20 protein-coding genes are annotated in these 18,083 nt (G+C 69.9%); 3 read left to right on the top strand and 17 right to left on the bottom strand.

Annotated features, from left to right (window positions below):
- Positions 1 to 20: 20 nt before the first annotated feature.
- Both rpsB and ACZ6JE_RS06950 read right to left on the bottom strand, forming a co-directional pair.
- Positions 21 to 968, bottom strand: coding sequence for a 30S ribosomal protein S2 (rpsB, locus tag ACZ6JE_RS06945; RefSeq protein ID WP_192058306.1), 948 nt, complete (start codon positions 966 to 968; stop codon positions 21 to 23).
- 308 nt (positions 969 to 1,276) lie between these two features.
- The gene (locus ACZ6JE_RS06950; protein WP_192058308.1) at positions 1,277 to 2,737 is read right to left on the bottom strand and encodes a sugar porter family MFS transporter; all 1,461 of its coding nucleotides are present in this window, start codon (positions 2,735 to 2,737) and stop codon (positions 1,277 to 1,279) included.
- Positions 2,738 to 2,865: 128 nt separating this feature from the next.
- On the opposite strand from ACZ6JE_RS06950, the gene ACZ6JE_RS06955 reads away from it, so the two are divergent.
- Positions 2,866 to 3,492 carry a M23 family metallopeptidase gene (locus ACZ6JE_RS06955; RefSeq protein WP_320478157.1) on the top strand — a complete coding sequence of 209 codons (627 nt, stop codon included), beginning with the start codon at positions 2,866 to 2,868 and terminating at the stop codon, positions 3,490 to 3,492.
- Between the two features lie 14 nt (positions 3,493 to 3,506).
- On the opposite strand, the gene ACZ6JE_RS06960 is transcribed toward ACZ6JE_RS06955, so the two are convergent.
- From ACZ6JE_RS06960 to rpsP, 13 genes are all read right to left on the bottom strand, one after another.
- Positions 3,507 to 4,418, bottom strand: a complete 912-nt coding sequence (locus ACZ6JE_RS06960) for a tyrosine recombinase XerC (protein ID WP_243214614.1) — start codon at positions 4,416 to 4,418, stop codon at positions 3,507 to 3,509.
- A gap of 53 nt (positions 4,419 to 4,471) precedes the next feature.
- On the bottom strand, positions 4,472 to 5,710 hold the full coding sequence (dprA, locus tag ACZ6JE_RS06965; protein WP_464318543.1) for a DNA-processing protein DprA: 1,239 nt from the start codon (positions 5,708 to 5,710) through the stop codon (positions 4,472 to 4,474).
- Positions 5,707 to 7,248, bottom strand: coding sequence for a YifB family Mg chelatase-like AAA ATPase (locus ACZ6JE_RS06970; RefSeq protein WP_320478155.1), 1,542 nt, complete (start codon positions 7,246 to 7,248; stop codon positions 5,707 to 5,709). The genes dprA and ACZ6JE_RS06970 overlap by 4 nt, the downstream gene beginning before the upstream one ends.
- The gene (locus tag ACZ6JE_RS06975; RefSeq protein WP_464318544.1) at positions 7,245 to 7,607 is read right to left on the bottom strand and encodes a YraN family protein; all 363 of its coding nucleotides are present in this window, start codon (positions 7,605 to 7,607) and stop codon (positions 7,245 to 7,247) included. The genes ACZ6JE_RS06970 and ACZ6JE_RS06975 overlap by 4 nt, the downstream gene beginning before the upstream one ends.
- Positions 7,608 to 7,722: 115 nt before the next feature.
- A complete protein-coding gene (locus tag ACZ6JE_RS06980) occupies positions 7,723 to 8,046 on the bottom strand; it encodes a DUF2469 family protein (RefSeq protein ID WP_055796429.1) in 324 nt (107 codons plus the stop codon).
- A 58-nt stretch (positions 8,047 to 8,104) separates the two neighbouring features.
- Complete coding sequence (locus ACZ6JE_RS06985; protein WP_192058317.1) at positions 8,105 to 8,740, bottom strand: ribonuclease HII; 636 nt, start codon at positions 8,738 to 8,740, stop codon at positions 8,105 to 8,107.
- Positions 8,740 to 9,501 carry a signal peptidase I gene (gene lepB / locus ACZ6JE_RS06990; RefSeq protein WP_192058318.1) on the bottom strand — a complete coding sequence of 254 codons (762 nt, stop codon included), beginning with the start codon at positions 9,499 to 9,501 and terminating at the stop codon, positions 8,740 to 8,742. Before lepB ends, ACZ6JE_RS06985 begins: the two co-directional genes overlap by 1 nt.
- A gap of 63 nt (positions 9,502 to 9,564) precedes the next feature.
- The gene (gene rplS / locus ACZ6JE_RS06995) at positions 9,565 to 9,912 is read right to left on the bottom strand and encodes a 50S ribosomal protein L19 (protein ID WP_192058321.1); all 348 of its coding nucleotides are present in this window, start codon (positions 9,910 to 9,912) and stop codon (positions 9,565 to 9,567) included.
- Between the two features lie 171 nt (positions 9,913 to 10,083).
- A complete protein-coding gene (locus ACZ6JE_RS07000) occupies positions 10,084 to 10,707 on the bottom strand; it encodes a hypothetical protein (RefSeq protein ID WP_464318545.1) in 624 nt (207 codons plus the stop codon).
- Positions 10,708 to 10,787: 80 nt separating this feature from the next.
- Positions 10,788 to 11,480 carry a tRNA (guanosine(37)-N1)-methyltransferase TrmD gene (gene trmD, locus ACZ6JE_RS07005; RefSeq protein WP_464318546.1) on the bottom strand — a complete coding sequence of 231 codons (693 nt, stop codon included), beginning with the start codon at positions 11,478 to 11,480 and terminating at the stop codon, positions 10,788 to 10,790.
- A 2-nt stretch (positions 11,481 to 11,482) separates the two neighbouring features.
- Positions 11,483 to 12,061 (bottom strand): ribosome maturation factor RimM, encoded by a 579-nt coding sequence (gene rimM / locus ACZ6JE_RS07010; RefSeq protein ID WP_192058327.1) that lies wholly within the window; start codon positions 12,059 to 12,061, stop codon positions 11,483 to 11,485.
- A gap of 3 nt (positions 12,062 to 12,064) precedes the next feature.
- Positions 12,065 to 12,301, bottom strand: coding sequence for an RNA-binding protein (locus ACZ6JE_RS07015; protein WP_192058329.1), 237 nt, complete (start codon positions 12,299 to 12,301; stop codon positions 12,065 to 12,067).
- A gap of 3 nt (positions 12,302 to 12,304) precedes the next feature.
- The gene (gene rpsP, locus ACZ6JE_RS07020) at positions 12,305 to 12,721 is read right to left on the bottom strand and encodes a 30S ribosomal protein S16 (RefSeq protein WP_192058332.1); all 417 of its coding nucleotides are present in this window, start codon (positions 12,719 to 12,721) and stop codon (positions 12,305 to 12,307) included.
- A 301-nt stretch (positions 12,722 to 13,022) separates the two neighbouring features.
- On the opposite strand from rpsP, the gene ACZ6JE_RS07025 reads away from it, so the two are divergent.
- Positions 13,023 to 14,168, top strand: coding sequence for a glutamate--cysteine ligase (locus tag ACZ6JE_RS07025; RefSeq protein ID WP_243214622.1), 1,146 nt, complete (start codon positions 13,023 to 13,025; stop codon positions 14,166 to 14,168).
- A 141-nt stretch (positions 14,169 to 14,309) separates the two neighbouring features.
- Here ACZ6JE_RS07025 and ffh read toward each other — a convergent pair whose 3' ends face one another.
- Together ffh and ftsY are read right to left on the bottom strand one after the other, a co-directional pair.
- Positions 14,310 to 15,872 (bottom strand): signal recognition particle protein, encoded by a 1,563-nt coding sequence (gene ffh, locus ACZ6JE_RS07030; RefSeq protein WP_192058336.1) that lies wholly within the window; start codon positions 15,870 to 15,872, stop codon positions 14,310 to 14,312.
- 71 nt (positions 15,873 to 15,943) lie between these two features.
- Positions 15,944 to 16,813, bottom strand: a complete 870-nt coding sequence (ftsY, locus tag ACZ6JE_RS07035; RefSeq protein ID WP_055796393.1) for a signal recognition particle-docking protein FtsY — start codon at positions 16,811 to 16,813, stop codon at positions 15,944 to 15,946.
- A 208-nt stretch (positions 16,814 to 17,021) separates the two neighbouring features.
- Between ftsY and ACZ6JE_RS07040 the strand changes: the two genes are divergently transcribed.
- Complete coding sequence (locus tag ACZ6JE_RS07040; RefSeq protein ID WP_464318547.1) at positions 17,022 to 18,050, top strand: TerC family protein; 1,029 nt, start codon at positions 17,022 to 17,024, stop codon at positions 18,048 to 18,050.
- Positions 18,051 to 18,083: the final 33 nt, after the last annotated feature.

Genomic DNA, 18,083 nt, shown 5'->3' on the forward strand with positions numbered 1-18,083 from the left:
AGTCGGAGTGAGGAGGTGCGTTACTTCGAGTCGGCGGCGGCGTCGGCGTCGGCCGGCTCCGCAGCGGTCTCGACGGTCGCCTCGGCGACGGGCTCGGCGACCGGCTCGCCCAGGGGCTTCGCGGCGACCTGAGCGTCGGCGTCGTTCTCCTCCGTGGGGAGCGGCTCGGCGGCGGGCGCCTCGGTCGCGGCGTCGGCGGCCTTGGCCTCGCCCTGGGCGAGCAGCTCGGCCTCCCACTCGGCGAGGGGCTCGACGGGCTGGTCGGCGTCTTCGGGCTTCTGGTGACGCTGGACGAGGCCCTCGGCGGCGGCGTCGGCGACGATGCGCGTCAGCAGACCGACGGAGCGGATCGCGTCGTCGTTGCCGGGGATCGGGAAGTTGATCTCGTCGGGGTCGCAGTTGGTGTCGAGGATGCCGATGACCGGGATGCCGAGCTTCTTGGCCTCGTCGATCGCGAGGTGCTCTTTCTTGGTGTCGACGATCCAGAGTGCCGACGGCGTCTTGGTGAGGTTGCGGATACCACCGAGCGTCTTGTGCAGCTTGTCGAGCTCGCGCTTCTTGATCAGGAGCTCTTTCTTGGTGAAGCCCTGGGTGGTGTCGTCGAAGTCGATGTCCTCGAGCTCCTTCATGCGGGCGAGGCGCTTCGACACGGTCTGGAAGTTGGTCAGCAGACCACCCAGCCAGCGCTGGTTCACGAAGGGCTGGCCGACACGGTTGGCCTGCTCGGCGATGGAGCCCTGAGCCTGCTTCTTGGTGCCGACGAAGAGGATGGTGCCGCCGTGGGCGACGGTCTCTTTGACGAAGTCGTACGCGCTGTCGATGTAGCCGAGCGACTGCTGCAGGTCGATGATGTGGATGCCGGAGCGCTCGGCGAGGATGAATCGCTTCACCTTCGGGTTCCAGCGGCGGGTCTGGTGTCCGAAGTGGACGCCGCTGTCGAGCAGCTGGCGGATGGTGACGACGGCCATGGTCGTTCTCCTGTTTCTGGGCGCACACGCTGGTGCACCGGATTGTCGGTTGTCGGACGACCGGTCGGTCGTCGCTGCCTGGTGCCCGGGCGCACCTCCGCCGCTCGCACCCTGGGATGCGGTCGGACCGAATGGAGATGGAGGCCGGTGACGAACGGAACCGGACGGACCGGCTCGCGATCGGTGCGTCCGAAGACGCACTGGGCACGCGAAGTCAGCCTGCTGAGCAGGCTGCATCGATCATGTTAGCACCACGCGAGAACGCCCCGACCGGCAGCCGGTCAGGGCGTTCTGGGGCGTGTCGGACGTCAGGCCCTAGAGCGCTTGGCGTCGATGGATCCGTCGAGCGCCGAGACGCCCATCTCCTCCAGGGAACGGCCCTTGGTCTCGGGGATCTTCGCGAAGACGAAGAAGAACGAGACGAGGGCGAAGAAGGCGAAGATGCCGTACGACAGCGTGAGGCTGAGGGCGGCGAGGCTCGGGAACGACACCGTGACGATGAAGTTGGCGATCCAGTTCGCCATGCTGCCGACGCCGAGCGCCGTGGCACGGATGCTGTTGGGGAACATCTCGCCGAGGAGGACCCACATCAGCGGACCCCAGGTCGCACCGAACGAGACCACGAAGAGGTTCGCCGCGACGAGCGCGACCGGGCCCCAGGCACCCGGCAGCGACGGGTCGCCGGAGGCGGTGGTCGTCGCCTGGCTGAATGCGAGCGCGGTGACGGCGAGGCTCAGGAACATCCCGACGGAGCCGGTGAGCAGCAGCGGGCGACGACCGACCTTGTCGACCAGGCCGATGGCCACGAAGGTCACGGCCACGTTGACGACGGCGGTGATCGTGGAGATGAGGAAGGAGTCCTCCTCCTGGAATCCGACGGCCTGCCAGAGGGTGGTCGAGTAGTAGAAGATCACGTTGATGCCGACGAACTGCTGCAGGACGGCGAGGATGATGCCGACCCAGACGATCGGCTGCAGGCCGAAGCGCTTGCCCCGGATGGACGACTTCGTGTCGAGGTCCGCCTCGGTCTTGATCGAGTCGGTGATCTCCTTCAGGCTCGTGTCGACTGTCTCGGTCGGGACGATGCTCTCGAGCACCTTGCGGGCCTCGCCCTCCCGGCCTTCGCCCGCGAGGTAACGGGGCGACTCGGGCAGACGCCATGCCAGCACGCCGTAGACGACCGACGGCACGACGCCGACGAGGAACATCCAGCGCCAGGCGGCGAGACCGAAGAGCGACGGCTCGGACGCGCCGCCCGCGGTGACCGCGAACAGCTGGTCGGAGAGGAGGGCGACGAAGATGCCGAGCGTGATGGCCAGCTGCTGGAACGACGCGAGTCGCCCGCGGATGGCCTTGGGCGAGACCTCGCTGATGTAGGCCGGTGCGATGACGGAGGCGATGCCGATGCCGAGTCCGCCGATGACGCGCCAGAGAACGAGGTCCCAGACGGCGAAGGCGGCAGCCGCGCCGATCGAGCTGACGAGGAACAGCGCGGCGCCGATCAGCATGACCTTGATGCGGCCCATCTTGTCGGCGAGACGACCGGCGACGTAGGCGCCGATCGCGCAGCCGATCAGGGCCGAGGCGACGGCGAAGCCTGACGCGAACTCGGTCAGACCGAACTCGTCGGTGATCGACGACACCGCGCCGTTGATGACGGACGAGTCGAATCCGAAGAGGAAGCCTCCGACGGCCGCAGCCACCGCGAGCGCCGTCACCCGCCTGTTCAGCTTCTTGGCTTCCGCTGGATCTGCTGCCGAGTTCGACACGGTTCTCCTTCTTGCTCGGAGGAGGAGGGCGCGCCTCGACTCCTCCACAACGTCGTGCACCGGGTGTCCGTGCACCGATGAACGATACGCCTCGGCGGAGCGAGGTGCACGCTCGGCAGAATTTCCGGATGCGCCTCGTCGACCGTGCCTCGTCTCGCCACCGTGCCCGCGCCTCCTCGATGGGGGCCGGGGTCGGGTCCCTGGTCGTCGGGTGGCGTCCGAGGCTCGGGGGCGCGTCGCTGCTGGTGCTGCTCGTCGTGATGGCCGGGGGTGCGGACGGGACGGCGGGCGCGGCGGGCGACCCGGTGGGCGGCGCACCCGTCGTGACCGTCGGGTCGGTGCTCTGGTCGTGGCCGGTGGCGCCACCGCACCCGGTCGTCCGCCCGTTCGTCGCACCCGAGCACGCGTGGTCACCCGGTCACCGCGGCATCGACATCGGGGCCGCCGTCGGCGAACCCGTGCTGGCACCCGACGACGGCGTCGTGCGCTTCGCGGGCACGGTGGTCGACCGGCCGGTCCTCTCCATCACGCACTCCGACGGTCTGCTGAGCAGCTTCGAGCCGGTCACGACGGAGCTGACCGCCGGCGACGCCGTCACCCGCGGCGACGTCGTCGGTCTCGTCGTCGCCGGCCACTCCCCCGACGTCGACGCCGTGCACCTCGGCGCCCGTCGCGACGGCGAGTACGTCTCCCCGCTGCTGCTGCTCGGCGGCGGACGCCCGTCGGTGCTGCTGCCCACCCGCCCCGTGGGGTGAGGCGCGCCCGTCGGTCAGGCCCGGGGGTGCGCCGAGCGGTAGCTCTCGCGGAGCCGTTCCGTCGAGACGTGCGTGTAGATCTGGGTCGTGCCGAGACTGGCGTGGCCGAGCAGCTCCTGCACGGCCCGGAGGTCGGCGCCCCCGTCGAGCAGATGCGTCGCCGCCGTGTGCCGCAGCGCGTGCGGACCGGCGGGGCCGGCACCCGGGATGTCGCCGAGGAGGCGCGCGACCAGTCGGTGGACGGCTCGCGTGCCGAGTCGGCCCCCCTCCGCTCCGACGAAGAACGCGGTCGTGCCCGGCTCGCCGCCGGCCGCGACGAGCGAGGGCCGTGCCCGATCGAGGTACCGACCGAGCGCCTCGGCCGCTGGCACCCCGAAGGGCACCACGCGCTGCTTCGCCCCCTTGCCCGTCACCCGCACCATGAGCCGACCGAGGTCGACGTCGGCGAGGTCGGCGCCGACGAGCTCGGAGACCCGGAGACCCGACCCGTAGAGCAGCTCGACGACCGCGAGGTCGCGGCGGGCACCGGGGTCGTCGGTGTCGGCGCGGAGCTCGAGCGAGCGCAGGACGCCGTCGATCTGGGGCTCGGTGAGCACCCGAGGCAGGCGGCTCTCGGCCTTGGGCGCCCGGAGCCGGACCCCCACGTCGACGGCCGTGCGGCCGGTCTCCTCCAACCAGCGGGTGAAGGCGCGGGCGCTGGCCGATCGACGGGCGAGCGTCGCCCGTGCCAGACCGGAGCGGGTCGCCCGATAGAGCCACTCCCGGAGCAGATCGAGGTCGAGATCGGCGACGCGCGGGTCGCGACCGAGGTGGACGGCGGCGAATGACACGAGGTCGGCGAGATCGGAGCGATACGACCTGATCGTGTGCTCGCTGAGCCCGCGGCCGTGCCGCAGGTGCTCCACGAAGGCCTCGACGTCGATCATCACGCCAGAGTAGTCACCCGGTCGCCAGCGGCGGCCCCGCGCCCAGCCCTCGCTCACCCCGGGCGCCGTCGCCGCCACCCTCCCGCCTCACGCTCCACGAGACCGTCGAGCTCGAGCTCGGCGAGGACCTCGCGTGCGCGATCCGTCGACAAGCCGCTCGCGACCGCGACCTCGTCGGTGCCGCGATCGACGCGGGTGCTCAAGGCGTCACGGACGCGGAGTCGCTCGGGGTGCTCGCGTGGATCGGGGGCGGCACCCGTCGGAACGGCGCGCCCGGGCACGAGCTCGAGGACGTCGTCGACGGAGGTGATGCAGGCGCCGAGCCCCGAGCGGATCAGCGCGTGGCACCCCACCGACGACGGCGAGGTGATGGGACCGGGCACGGCCCCCACCGGCCGTCCGATGGCCTGGGCATGTGCGGCGGTGTTCAGCGCACCAGACCGCCGACCGGCCTCGACCACGACGGACACGGCCGACAGCGTCGCGATCAGCCTGTTGCGCTGCAGGAACCGCCATTTGCTCGGCGTGCTGCCGCAGGGCGACTCGGAGACGAGGAGCCCCTTCTCGACCACCGACCTCAGCAGCGTGTCGTGGCCGCTCGGATAGAAGCGGTCCACTCCCCCGGCCATGACGGCGACGGTGGGCCCCTCCGACACCAGCGCCGCGCGGTGCGCCATCCCGTCGATGCCGTACGCGCCACCGGAGACGATCGTGAAGCCCCGGTCGCAGAGCGCGCTGCTGAGATCGGCCGCGACCTGCTCGCCATAGGCAGTCGACGCCCGACACCCCACGACGGCGATCGTCGACGCCACGGTCGGCAGGTCGGCCGAGCCTCGGAGCCAGAGCGCGGCCGGCGCATGGTCGCCCAGATCGTCGAGCACCACGGGCCATTCGTCGTCGCCGGGGACGACGAGTCGAAGCCCGATGGCCGTCGCCGCCCGGAACGACGACCGGATGCGGACGTCGTCGGTGCGCGGTTCCCATCGCGACAGCGCCCGGGCGATCCGCCGATCGGAGATCTCCTCCGGGTCGACTCCGGCCTGCCGAAGCGCCTGCCCGAGCAAGGACGGATCGCCTTCGGAGACGCGTCGGTCGACCGACTCGAGGACGACACGCAGGGCGACGGCCGCCCCGAGGACGCGCCGAGCGAGACCTCCCACGGCATCGCCCGGCTCGACGACTGCCGACCATGCGCCGAGGGCGAAGGCCTCGACCGCCCGTGCGCCTTCACGGCGGAGAGGCCCCACGACGGCGGCGAGATCCGAGCTCGAGGCCGTCAGCAGCTCGTTCACGACGATCTCCGGAGCGCGAGGGCGCCCAGCACGTGCGACCGCTCGGGCCGGTCGACGCCGTCGAGGTCGGCGAGGGTCCACGACACGCGGAGCACCCGGTCGTAGCCGCGCATGGTGAGCGCCCCGGTCTCGAGGGCGTGGTCGGCGGGCAGACTCACGGCGACCGGCAGGCGGTTGTCGCGCTCGCGCAGCCAGACGCCGGGCACCTCGGAGTTCAGCCGCCACGGGGTCGACGCGAGACGGTCGGCCGTCCGCGCCCGCGCCTCCTCGACTCGTCGCCTCGCGTCGGCCGTCGACGGTCGGACGGACTGCTCGGACAGTCGGAAGGCCGCCGAGCCGATCCGGGCGACCCTCAGCTGGAGATCGATGCGATCCACGAGAGGACCGGACAGCTTCGCCAGATACCTGCGACGGTGATGCGGCGAGCACTCGCAGCGGCCGTCTCGTGCTCCGTACTGCCCGCACGGGCAGGGATTGGCCGCCGCGACCAGCTGGAACCGCGCGGGGAACCGCGCGACGGCTCGAGCACGGTGGATCACCGCCTCGCCCGACTCGAGCGGTTGACGCAGGCAGTCGAGCACCGTCCGCGAGAATTCGGGTGCCTCGTCGAGGAACAGCACGCCCCGTGTCGCACGGGAGGCGGCGCCTGGGCGGATGATGCCGCTGCCGCCCCCGATGAGGGACGCCGCGCTGCAGGTGTGGTGCGGGCTCTCGAAGGGCGGACGACGGTCGAGCGCGCCGTCGACGGGCCGTCCGGCCAGCGACCGCACACTGCCGACCTCTAGCGCGGCGTCGAGGTCGAGATCGGGCAGGATGCCGGGCAGCCGCGCCGCCAGCATCGTCTTGCCCGCCCCCGGCGGACCCACCATCAGGAGGTGGTGCCCACCGGCCGCCGCCACGATCAGCGCCTGCACCGCGTCGGAGTTGCCGACGACGTCGGCGAGGTCGGGTCGCGGGCCGTCGACGGCCGACGCGAGTCCGATCGGACGCGGTCGCACGATCGCCTCCACCGGCTCGGGGGTCAGATCGGCGCCGTGCCAGATGGCCGCCTCGCGGAGACTCGCCGCCGGGACGATGCGGATCCCCGGGACGAGCCCGGCCTCGGCGGCGTTGTCGCTCGGCACCATGACCGTCTCGGCCCCTGCCCGACGCGCCGCCAGCACCGCCGGCAGGACGCCGTCGACGGGTCGGAGTCTGCCGTCGAGACCGAGCTCACCGAGATGGACGATGCGCCCGACCGACACCGCCGAGACGAGGTCGGCCGCAGCGAGGGCCGCCATCGCGATCGCCAGATCGAACGACGAGCCTTGTTTGGGCAGCGACGCCGGCGAGAGGTTGACCGTCAGCTTGCGGGTCGGCAGAGCGCAGCCCGTGTTCGTGGCGGCGGCCCGCACCCGGTCGCGCGCCTCGCCGAGCGACGTGTCGGGCAATCCGATGATCATGAAGGCCGGCAGCCCCTGCCCCATGTCCGCCTCGACCTCGACCAGAGCGCCCTCGAGCCCCAGCAGCGAGACCGCCCGCGTGCGACCGATGCTCATGCGCCCGCCCCACGCACGTGGTCGATGCGCTCGTGGCCCTGGCACCTCTCGATCGTGATGCCGACGACGTCGATCCGCAGGTCGCGGCCCCGCCCGGGATTCGCTCGCGTCCACGCCGCGGCCAACCGCCGGAGCCGTGCCAGCTTCGACGCCGTGACCGACTCGAGGGCGTGGCCGTAGCCCGTGCCCGACCGGGTCTTCACCTCGATCACCACCACGTCGTCGCCGTCGAGGGCCACGAGATCGATCTCGCCCTCGCGGCACCGCCAGTTCTTGTCGACGACGCGCATGCCCTGCGCCTCGACCCACTCGGCGGCCACGTCTTCGCCGCGCCGCCCCAGATCATCCTTCTTCGCCATGTCGGCCTCCTCGACGAGAAGCGTCGCGGAGGCCGGCTCGGCTCAGGCGCCGTGCGGAGCGGAGTGTGGAGCGATGCGCGCCCCGACCGACCGGGGAGGGATCAGCTGACGGGTCTCACTCGTCGAGCGCGAGCTCTTTCGGCAGCTCGAGATCGCGGGCCGTCAGCTCTTCGACGTTGACGTCTTTGAAGGTCAGCACACGCACCGACTTCACGAAGCGATCGGACCGGTAGACGTCCCATACCCAGACGTCGGTCATGCTCAGCTCGAAGTAGAAGTCGTGCTCGGTGTCGCGGCGGACGAGTTCGACCTCGTTCGCCAGGTAGAACCGTCGCTCCGTCTCGACGACGTAGCGGAACTGCGACACCACGTCGCGGTACTCGCGGTACAGCGCGAGCTCGACCTCGCGGTCGTAGTCTTCGAACTCGTCTTCGTCCATCGAGAAGACATCCTACGCGGAGCGCGAGAGGGTGTCGGGCACGACGGACGCCCGAGCGTCAGTGCAGCCAGGTCAGGCGATGCAGGGGCGACGGCCCCAGCTCGGCCAGCGCGCCGAAGTGCGAAGACGACCCGTACCCCTTGTTGCCCGACCAGCCGTAACCGGGGTGCTGGACGTCGGCCTCGATCATCAGGCGGTCGCGTTCGACCTTCGCGATGACCGACGCGGCGGCCACGGAAGCGCAGTCCCGATCGGCCTTGACGCGCGTGGTGATGCGCGGCGGGGTCGCCAGCTGCGGCGAGAGGTAGTCGTGGTTGCCGTCGAGGACGACCACGGAGCGCATGATGCCCACCCCCTGGTGATGCAGGGCCGTGAGGGCACGCCGGCCCGCCAGGCCGAGTGCGGCGACGATGCCGATCTCGTCGACCTCGTGGGCCTCGGCGAACCCGACCGCGTGATGCGACACCCAGGCCGTCGCCACGGGGTAGAGCGCTTCGCGGCGCTTCTCGGAGAGCAGCTTCGAGTCGCGGAGGCCGGTCGGCATCTCGATGCACCCGACGGGCACGGCGCCCAGGCCGACGGCCACCGGCCCAGCGATCGCGCCCCGACCCACCTCGTCGCAGCCGATGACCCACTCCGCGCCGGCGGCGTGCAGCTCGCGCTCGACGTCGAGGGTCGGATCGACGACGACCATCAGTCGCCCTCGCCCTCGCGCTCGATGCCGCGGAACACCTCGGGGTGGTCGTCGAGCCACTGCCAGCGGGTGTACGGCCAGCTGACGACGAAGGCCCGCCCCACGACGTCGCTCATCGGGACGAAGCCCTCGCTCGGCGTCGAACCGTTGTAGCGGCTGTCTTTCGAGTTGTAGCGGTTGTCGCCCATCACCCAGAGCGAGTCGGCCGGCACCGTCACCGAGAAGTCGTCGCCCGAGACCCGCGTCTCGCCGGGCGGGAGGAGGACGTACGGCTCGGTGAGCGGGACGCCGTTGACGGTCATCTGGCCGAAGTCGTTGCAGCAGGCGACGGTGTCGCCCGGCAGCCCGATGACCCGCTTGATCAGGTGGTCGTTGCTGTCTCGCGTGCCGAGACCGACCTGGGTGAGGAACCACGCGAGACCGTCGGCGACCGGATTGCCCGAACCCGTCGTGACCGGGGCGGTGCCGTCGAGCCAGCCACCCGGATCGGTGAACACCACGACGTCGCCGCGCTGGACGTCGACGACGTCGGGGACGAGCTCGTTGACGATGATGCGATCGTCGATCTGCAGCGTGTTCTCCATCGACCCCGAGGGGATGTAGAACGAGCGGATCAGGAACGTCTTGACCAGGAACGAGATCAGCAGCGCCGCGAGGAAGATCACGAGGATGTCGCGGAGGAACACGCCGAAGCCCCGAGGGCGGTCGTCGTCTCGCGTGGGTCGCAGACGGTGCCGATGTGAAGATGTCTTGTTTGTCATTTAACCGCCCGAGCTCCCCGCCATCGTATACGGCGGGGAGCTCGGGAGGGATCTAGGAGGCGATCAGCGGTCGCGCTTCTCCTTGATCTTGGCCTTCTTGCCGCGCAGCTCGCGCAGGTAGTAGAGCTTGGCGCGGCGGACGTCGCCACGGCTGACGATCTCGATGTGGTCGATGACCGGCGAGTGGACGGGGAACGTGCGCTCGACACCGACCTGGAAGCTGACCTTGCGGACCGTGAAGGTCTCGCGGACGCCCTCGTTCTGCTTGCCGATGACGACACCCTGGAAGACCTGGACACGCGAGCGCGTGCCTTCGATGATGTTCACGTGCACCTTGACGGTGTCGCCGGCACGGAAGTCGGGGACGTCCGTACGGAGGCTGGCGGAGTCAACCGCGTCGAGGATGTGCATAGTCGTTCGCTCTCTGCAACCGCCACAGGTCGACTGCCGTTCGTGGTGGGAGACCACCGATTCGTGATGAAGAGGATGTGCGCTGAGATGGCAGACTCCCCTGTGGCAGAGTCGTGCGCAGGCACAAACATCAAGTGTGCCACAGGCCGGAGCCCAGCCGCTACCGCCGGGTCATGCGTCGGAGCGGCGAGCGTCGCCCTCGCCCCGGGGTTCGATGCGGATCACCGGGCCGTCGCCGCGGGCCGGACCGCGCATCCCGCCGGCGGCCGACGGGCGATTTCCGGCCGCCCCGGCCTGCGCGACCCCGAGACCGGCGACGCGGTCGAGGTCGGCCATCGACGCGGCCACCCGCTCACCGGTCTCGCGCAGCAGCTGCCAGACCCCGGAGGCGATGAGAGCGATCACCGACGCGATCGTGACGACGGCCGAGAGAGCGAAGAGCGCGGTCGACAGATCGAGACCGCCGCCCGCCACAGCGGTGAACGCCGACGCGGCCCGCGACCCTGCCGAGCTGTCGACCAGGAAGAACCCCAGCGCGAGCTGTGCGACCCAGGCGGTGCCGAGCAGACCGGCGTCGAGCCACGAGACGGCACGGCCGGTCCGCACGCTGCGCCGGGCCACGACGAGACCAGCGGCGACCACCTGACCCACGAAGAGCAGGGGCACCAGGAAGACCTGGCCGACGAACTGGAGCCCGAGAGGCACGCCGAAGAAGGCGCGACCGAACATGACCCAGAGGGGCAGGGCGAACACCAGAGGCCAGAGGAGGCGGAAGAGGACGCGGCGTGCCGTCATGCAGACAGAGTACGGAAGCAGGGTGGGGAACTCCTGCATCGCGTCGGCGGACGGACGCCCGCGAGTCGCTCCGACGTGCGTCAGTCGATCAGATCGGGGCGGACCCGTCGGGTCCGCTCGATCTGCTGCTCATGCCGCCAGGAGACGATCGCCCCGTGGTTGCCGCTGAGGAGCACCGGAGGCACGTCGAGACCCCGCCACGACGACGGCTTGGTGTAGCTGGGGTACTCGAGGAGTCCGTTCTCGTGGCTCTCCTCCGTCAGGCTGGCGGGGTTGCCGACCATGCCCGGGACGAGACGGCCGATGGCCTCGATCATCGCGACGACGGCGACCTCGCCGCCGTTCAGCACGTAGTCGCCGAGACTGATCTCGCGGACGGTGACGCGGGTCGCCGCGTGGTCGACGACCCGCTGGTCGATGCCCTCGTAGCGACCGCACGTGAAGACGAGGTGCTGCTCGAGCGCCAGCTCTCTCGCCACCGCCTGCGTGAACGGGGTGCCCGCCGGGGAGGGGACGATCATGGTCGTCGTCTCGGGAGTGGAGTCGTCGCCGAAGACGTGGTCGAGCGCCTCGCCCCAGGGCTCGGGACGCATGACCATCCCGGCGCCCCCGCCGTAGGGGGTGTCGTCGACGGTGCGGTGCCGATCGTGCGCGAAATCGCGCAGATCGTGCACCGACACGTCGAGCAGCTTCTGCTGACGGGCCTTGCCGAGCAACGAGATGTCGAGCACCCCGAAGAACTCGGGGAAGATCGACACGATGTCGATGCGCACGGTCAGACCTCGTCGGTCGGCTGTGTGTCGCCGTCGGTGTCGACGAGTTCTTCGAAGAGCCCCGCAGGAGGCGTCACGACGACGACCCCGGCGTCGATGTCGACCGACGGCACCAGAGCGGAGACGAACGGCACGAGCACCTCGCCCGTCGGGGTGGCGACGGCCAGGAGGTCTTGGGCGGGGAGGTGGTCGATGCGGGCCACGGTGCCGACCTGGACGCCGTCGCGCTCGACCCGGAGACCGATCAGCTGGTGGTGGTACCAGGCATCGTCTTCTTCGGGGAGCTGGGCGAGATCCTGGTCGACCCAGAGGATCGCCTTGACCAGCGACTCGGCGCCGGTGCGGTCGGCGACACCCTCGAAGAACCCGACGGGGTGGCCGTTGTACCAGCGCAGTTCGGCGAGGGTCAGGGTCTTGCCGTGCCATTCGCTGGTCTCGGGGACCTGGAGGGTGAACTCGGCACCCGGCACGAATCGCGTCTCAGGGGTGTCGGTGAACAGCTCGAGCTTGAGGGCGCCCTTCAAGCCGTGCGGCTTGGTCAGTCGCCCGACCCTCAGCTGGGTGGTCTCTTCGGTGCTCACGGCTCAGACGTCACCGTCGACGACGTCCACCCGGACGCGCTTGCCGTCGGCCAGAGCCGTGACGAGCGTGCGCAGAGCCTTCGCGGTGCGACCGGCGCGACCGATCACGCGACCGAGGTCGTCGGGATGCACGTGCACCTCGAGCACCTCGCCGCGAGGCGAGGTCGAGGCCACGACCTGCACCTCGCCCGGGTGATCGACGATCCCCCGGACGAGGTGTTCGAGTGCAGGTGCGAGCACTGACTACGCCTCGGTGGTCTCGGCGTCGTCGGCAGGGGCCTCGGCCGGAGCCTCGGCCTTGGCGGGCTTCTCCGACTTGGGGACGAGGACCGGCTTCTTCTTCTCGTCGGCGACGAAGGCCTCTTTCGGAGCCTTGGTCTTGACGGTGCTGACGGCGTCGGCGTCGCCCTGGAACTTGCCCCAGTCGCCCGTGAGCTTCAGCAGCGCGGCGACCTGCTCGGTCGGCTGTGCGCCGACACCGAGCCAGTACTGCGCGCGGTCCGACTCGACCTCGATGAACGAGGGCTCTTCGGTGGGGTGGTACTTGCCGATCTCCTCGATCACGCGACCGTCGCGCTTGGTGCGCGAGTCGGCGACGACGATGCGGTAGTAGGGGGCACGGATCTTGCCCATACGCTTGAGACGGATCTTGACAGCCACAATTCTCCTGTGTGATGTGATGTGGGCGAGTTGCTAGCCGTGAGCGTGGGGGCACACTCGGCTCGAAAGCTCTGATGGGGTCTGATCGGCCGCCTGATTAGAGGGTCGGGCGGACGGAGACTCGACCCACCATTGTTGCAGAAGAACGACGCGATCCACCAATTCTCGGTGATCGTGTTTCACGGCGCGTCCCTGCGTGACGGCGGCGCGCCTCCTGCGGTCTCCCGACCGGCTCGGCTGGCAGGATGGACGCCGCGCGCGACACCGGACGCCCGCGGCGGACCGACGGAGGGCCTCGAGCATGCGGATCGACTTCACGACCTCGGAGCGGTCGACGCTCGGCATCGAATGGGAGCTCGCCCTCGTCGACCGCGAGACCGGCGATCTGGCCCCGCACGCGCCTGCGATCCTGGCGGATCTCGAGCACCTGAACGACGGCGGCCCCGTGCGACTGACCCACGAGCTGCTGACCAACACCGTCGAGGTCGTGAGCGGGGTCCACCACCGGGTGCCCGACGCGGTCGACGACCTCCGGTCCACCATCGACGCCGTCCACCGCCCCGCCGAGACCCTGGGCGCCGACCTGCTGTGCGCCGGGACGCACCCCTTCGGCCGCTACTCCGACCAGGAGGTCACGCCCGGCAACGAGCGCTACGCGACCCTCATCGACCGCACCCGCTGGTGGGGACGCCAGATGATGATCTGGGGGGTGCACGTCCACGTCGGCATCGACTCCCGCGACAAGGCCCTCCCGATCCTGAACGGCCTCCTGACGTATCTCCCGCACTTCCAGGCGCTGACGGCGTCGAGCCCGTTCTGGGTCGGCGAGGAGACCGGGTACGCCTCGAACCGCGCCCTCATGTTCCAGCAGCTGCCGACCGCCGGGCTGCCCCCGCAGTTCGGCGCCTGGGCGAACTACGAGGAGATGGTCGCCGACATGACGCACACCGGCGTCATCGACCACCACAGCGAGCTCCGCTGGGACATCCGGCCGTCACCGAAGTGGGGCACCCTCGAGACGCGGGTCTTCGACGGCATCGCCACCTTCGAGGAGGTCGGCGCGGTCGCGGCGCTCGTCCAGTGCCTCGTCGACGACATGTCGCAGTCGCTCGACGACGGCGACGAACCGCCGCAGATGCAGCCGTGGTTCGTCCGTGAGAACAAGTGGCGGGCGGCCCGGTACGGGATGGACGCCATCGTCATCCAGAACTCGGACGGCGACGAGCGGCTCGTCACCGACGACCTCCGCGACCTCGTCGTGCGGCTCGAGCCCACGGCCGAACGGCTCGGCTGCCTGGCCGAGCTGCGGTCGCTCGACACGATCGTCGAGCACGGTGCGAGCTACCAGCGCCAGCTGTCGGTGTCGGCCCGCCACGGCGGCGACCTCCGCCCGGTCGTGTCGTCGTTGGTGCGCGAGCTCCGTGAGGGCGTCACCCCGCGGGTCTGAGCCGAGGAGGCGCGGTGCCGGTCGCCGAGGACGTGACCCCTGCCGCGACTCCCCCGGTGCGATCGCACACGGTCGACCGAGCCGGCTGCGACCGAGCCGGCTGCGGCCGAGCCGGCTGCGATCGGGCTGGCTGCAGCCGGGCTAGCTGCGGCCGAGCATCTTCTGCAGCGATGCGAGCTCTTCGGGGGTCGGCGCCTTGTCGCCCTTGCCGCCGCCGAGCCCGAAGCCCGAGCCGGCCGCACCGGGCGAGGCCGCGGGCTTGCCGGTGGCCAGAGCGGCGTTCTGAGCGGCGCGCTTGGCCGGGTTGCCCGCCTTCGAGCCCTTCTTCTTCGCCGCCGGCCGCTTGCCGGCGTACGAGGCGCCGGGGATCGGCCCCATGCCGGGGACCTGGGGCACGCCGCCCTTGGCCACGGTCTTCATCATCTTCGACGCCTGCTCGAAGCGCTGCACGAGCTGGTTGACGTCGGTCACGGTCATGCCGCAGCCCTTGGCGATGCGCAGACGACGCGAACCGTTCAGCAGCTTCGGCAGCTGACGCTCTTGAGGGGTCATCGACTGGATGATCGCCTCGGTGCGGACGATCTCGCGCTCGTCGAAGTTCTCGAGCTGCTCGCGCATGCCCTTGGCACCCGGCAGCATGCCGAGCATGCCCTTGATCGACCCCATCTTGCGCAGCTGCTGCATCTGCTTGAGGAAGTCGTCGAGGGTGAACGAGTCGGTCGCGATCTTCTGCGCGACCGCCATCGCCTCGTCTTCGTCGAACGCCTGCTGAGCCTGCTCGATGAGCGAGAGGATGTCGCCGAGGTCGAGGATGCGGCTGGCCATGCGATCGGGGTGGAACGGCTCGAAGTCGTCGAGCGACTCGCCGGTCGAGGCGAACATGATAGGCCGACCGGTGACGGACGCGACGCTCAGCGCCGCACCGCCGCGCGCGTCGCCGTCGAGCTTCGACAGCACGACGCCGGTGAAGTCGACCCCCTCCTGGAAGGCCTTCGCCGTCGCCACAGCGTCTTGACCGATCATCGCGTCGATGACGAAGAGCACCTCGTCGGGGTCGACGGCCTTCCGGATGTTCGCGGCCTGCTTCATCATGTCGGCGTCGACGCCGAGTCGACCGGCGGTGTCGACGATGACCGTGTCGTAGACCTTGTCGCGCGCGAACTTGATGGCCTGCTTGGCGACCTTCACGGGGTCGCCCACGCCGTTGCCCGGCTCGGGGGCGAAGACGGCGGCGCCGGCCTGCTCGCCGACCACCTGCAGCTGCTGCACCGCGTTGGGTCGCTGGAGGTCGGCCGCGACGAGCAGCGGCGTGTGACCGTCTTTGGCGAGCCACTTCGCCAGCTTGCCGGCGAGGGTCGTCTTGCCCGCGCCCTGGAGACCGGCGAGCATGATCACGGTGGGCGGGTTCTTCGCGAACTCGAGACGACGCTGCTTGCCGCCGAGGATCTCGACCAGCTCTTCGTTGACGATCTGCACGACCTGCTGGGCGGGGTTCAGCGCCTTGCTGACCTCGTCGCCCAGGGCGCGCTCGCGCACCGTCGTCGTGAACGCCTTGACGACCTCGAAGGCGACGTCGGCGTCGAGCAGTGCGCGCCGGATCTCCCGGACGGTGCTGTCGACGTCGGCAGGGCTGAGCTTGCCCTTGTTGCGGAGGTTCTTGAAGGTGTCCGCGAGGCGGTCGGAGAGCGTTCCAAATGTGGCCATGGTGACGACAGCTTAACCGACGCCGCGCCTCCTGCGATCGAGTCGCCCCGCCCGGGCGGGGCGGGCCGCGACTACGCGATGAGGTTCTGGACGAAGACGTGCGGGGTGAAGCCGGTCAGATCGCCGATGCCCTCGCCCTGACCGACCAGCTTGATGGGGATGCCGGTCTGCTCCTGCACGGCCAGGACGAACCCGCCGCGGGCCGAGCCGTCGAGCTTCGTCAGCACGAGACCGGTCACCCCCGCGTGCTCGATGAACGCCTGAGCCTGCGCGAGACCGTTCTGGCCGGTCGTCGCGTCGAGCACGAGCAGCACCTCGGCGATCTCGGTCTGCTTCTCGACGACGCGCTTGATCTTGCCGAGCTCGTCCATCAGGCCGGACTTCGTCTGCAGTCGCCCCGCGGTGTCGATCAGCACGATCTCGATGCCCTCGCGCATGGCCAGCTCGACCGTCTGGTAGGCCACCGAGGCAGGGTCCTGGCCGGGCTGCTGCGGGCGCACGATGCGCGCCCCGGCCCGGTCGGCCCAGGTCGCGACCTGCTCGACGGCCGCCGCACGGAAGGTGTCGGCCGCCCCGACGACCACCGACCGGTCGTAGTTGCGGAGGAACTTCGCGAACTTGCCGATCGTCGTCGTCTTGCCGACCCCGTTCACCCCGACCATCAGCACGACCGCCGGTCGGTTGCTCAGCTTGAGGGTGGAGTCGAGCTTCGACAGACGCTCTTCGAGCACCTCGCGGAGCATGCGCTTCAGGTCGGCCGGATCGGTCGTGCTGTAGCGCTGCACCTTCGCGCGGAGGTCGTCGACGACCTGCTCGGTGACGTCGGGGCCGAAGTCGGCCCCGATCAGGGCCTCCTCGAGGTCGTCCCAGGTGGTCTCGTCGATCGTCTTCTTCGCGAACATGCCACGGAGTGCACCGGAGAGGGACCAGGGGGAAGCCATGTGCGCCAGCTTATTCGGCCATCGGCGGACGTGCAGACCGTGCAGAGGCTGTAAGCTCGGCGAGTTGAAGGGGAGTACTCCCGCGCGGTGGCGTCGTCAATACGGAAGAGACCGATCTCGACCCGGTGCACCGGTTCGCAAGCGTTCGAGAGGACGCCCCGCGAGTGGAGGAGACCTTCGGTACCCGCTGCGTACTGGAGGTACGAACATGGACGTCCATTTCATCACCTGGGCGATCACCATCGCCGGCATCATCGGCCTGCTCTTCTTCGACTTCTTCAGTCACGTGCGGACCCCCCACGAGCCGACCATCAAGGAGTCGGCCATCTGGTCGGGTGTCTACATCGGCATCGCGATCCTGTTCGGCGTCGGCGTCGGCGTCTTCTCGAACTGGACCTTCGGCGGCGAGTACTTCGCCGGCTACGTCACCGAGAAGGCCCTCTCGGTCGACAACCTCTTCGTCTTCCTGATCATCATGACGAGCTTCGCCGTGCCGCGGATCTACCAGCAGAAGGTCCTGCTCGTCGGCATCGCGATCGCCCTGCTCTCGCGAGGTCTCTTCATCGCCGCCGGCGTCGTCATCATCGAGAACTTCTCGTGGGTCTTCTACCTGTTCGGTCTGCTGCTCTTCTGGCTCGCCTACAGCCAGGTGCGCGGCGGTCACGACGACAAGGACGAGGCCGACAGCAAGCTGATCCGCACGCTCCGCCGCATCATCCCCACCTCGAAGGACTACGACGGTCAGAAGCTGACCACGAAGGTCGACGGCAAGCGTCTCTTCACCCCGCTCTTCCTGGTGATGGTCGCCATCGGCCTGACCGACGTGCTCTTCGCGCTCGACTCCATCCCGGCCATCTTCGGTCTGACACAAGAGGCGTACATCGTCTTCACGGCGAACGCCTTCTCGCTGCTGGGGCTCCGTCAGCTGTACTTCCTGATCTCGGGTCTGCTCGAGCGCCTCGTCTACCTCGCTCAGGGGCTCGCGGTCATCCTCGCGTTCATCGGCGTCAAGCTGCTGTTCCACGCCCTGCACGTCAACGAGGTGCCGTTCATCAACGGCGGCGAGCCGATCGACTGGATCCCCGAGATCCCCATCTGGTTCTCGCTCGGCTTCATCCTGCTGACGATCGCCGTCGCCACGGTGCTGAGCCTCGCGAAGACGCGACGTGACGCCCGCACGGCGGCGGCCTCGGCCGACCGCCCCGGCGTCGCGCGCAGCACCGACGACGACCACTAGCCCCACCCGTCGTGCGGTCGCGCCCCGCGACCG

The organism is Frigoribacterium sp. AC759, from assembly GCF_979256015.1.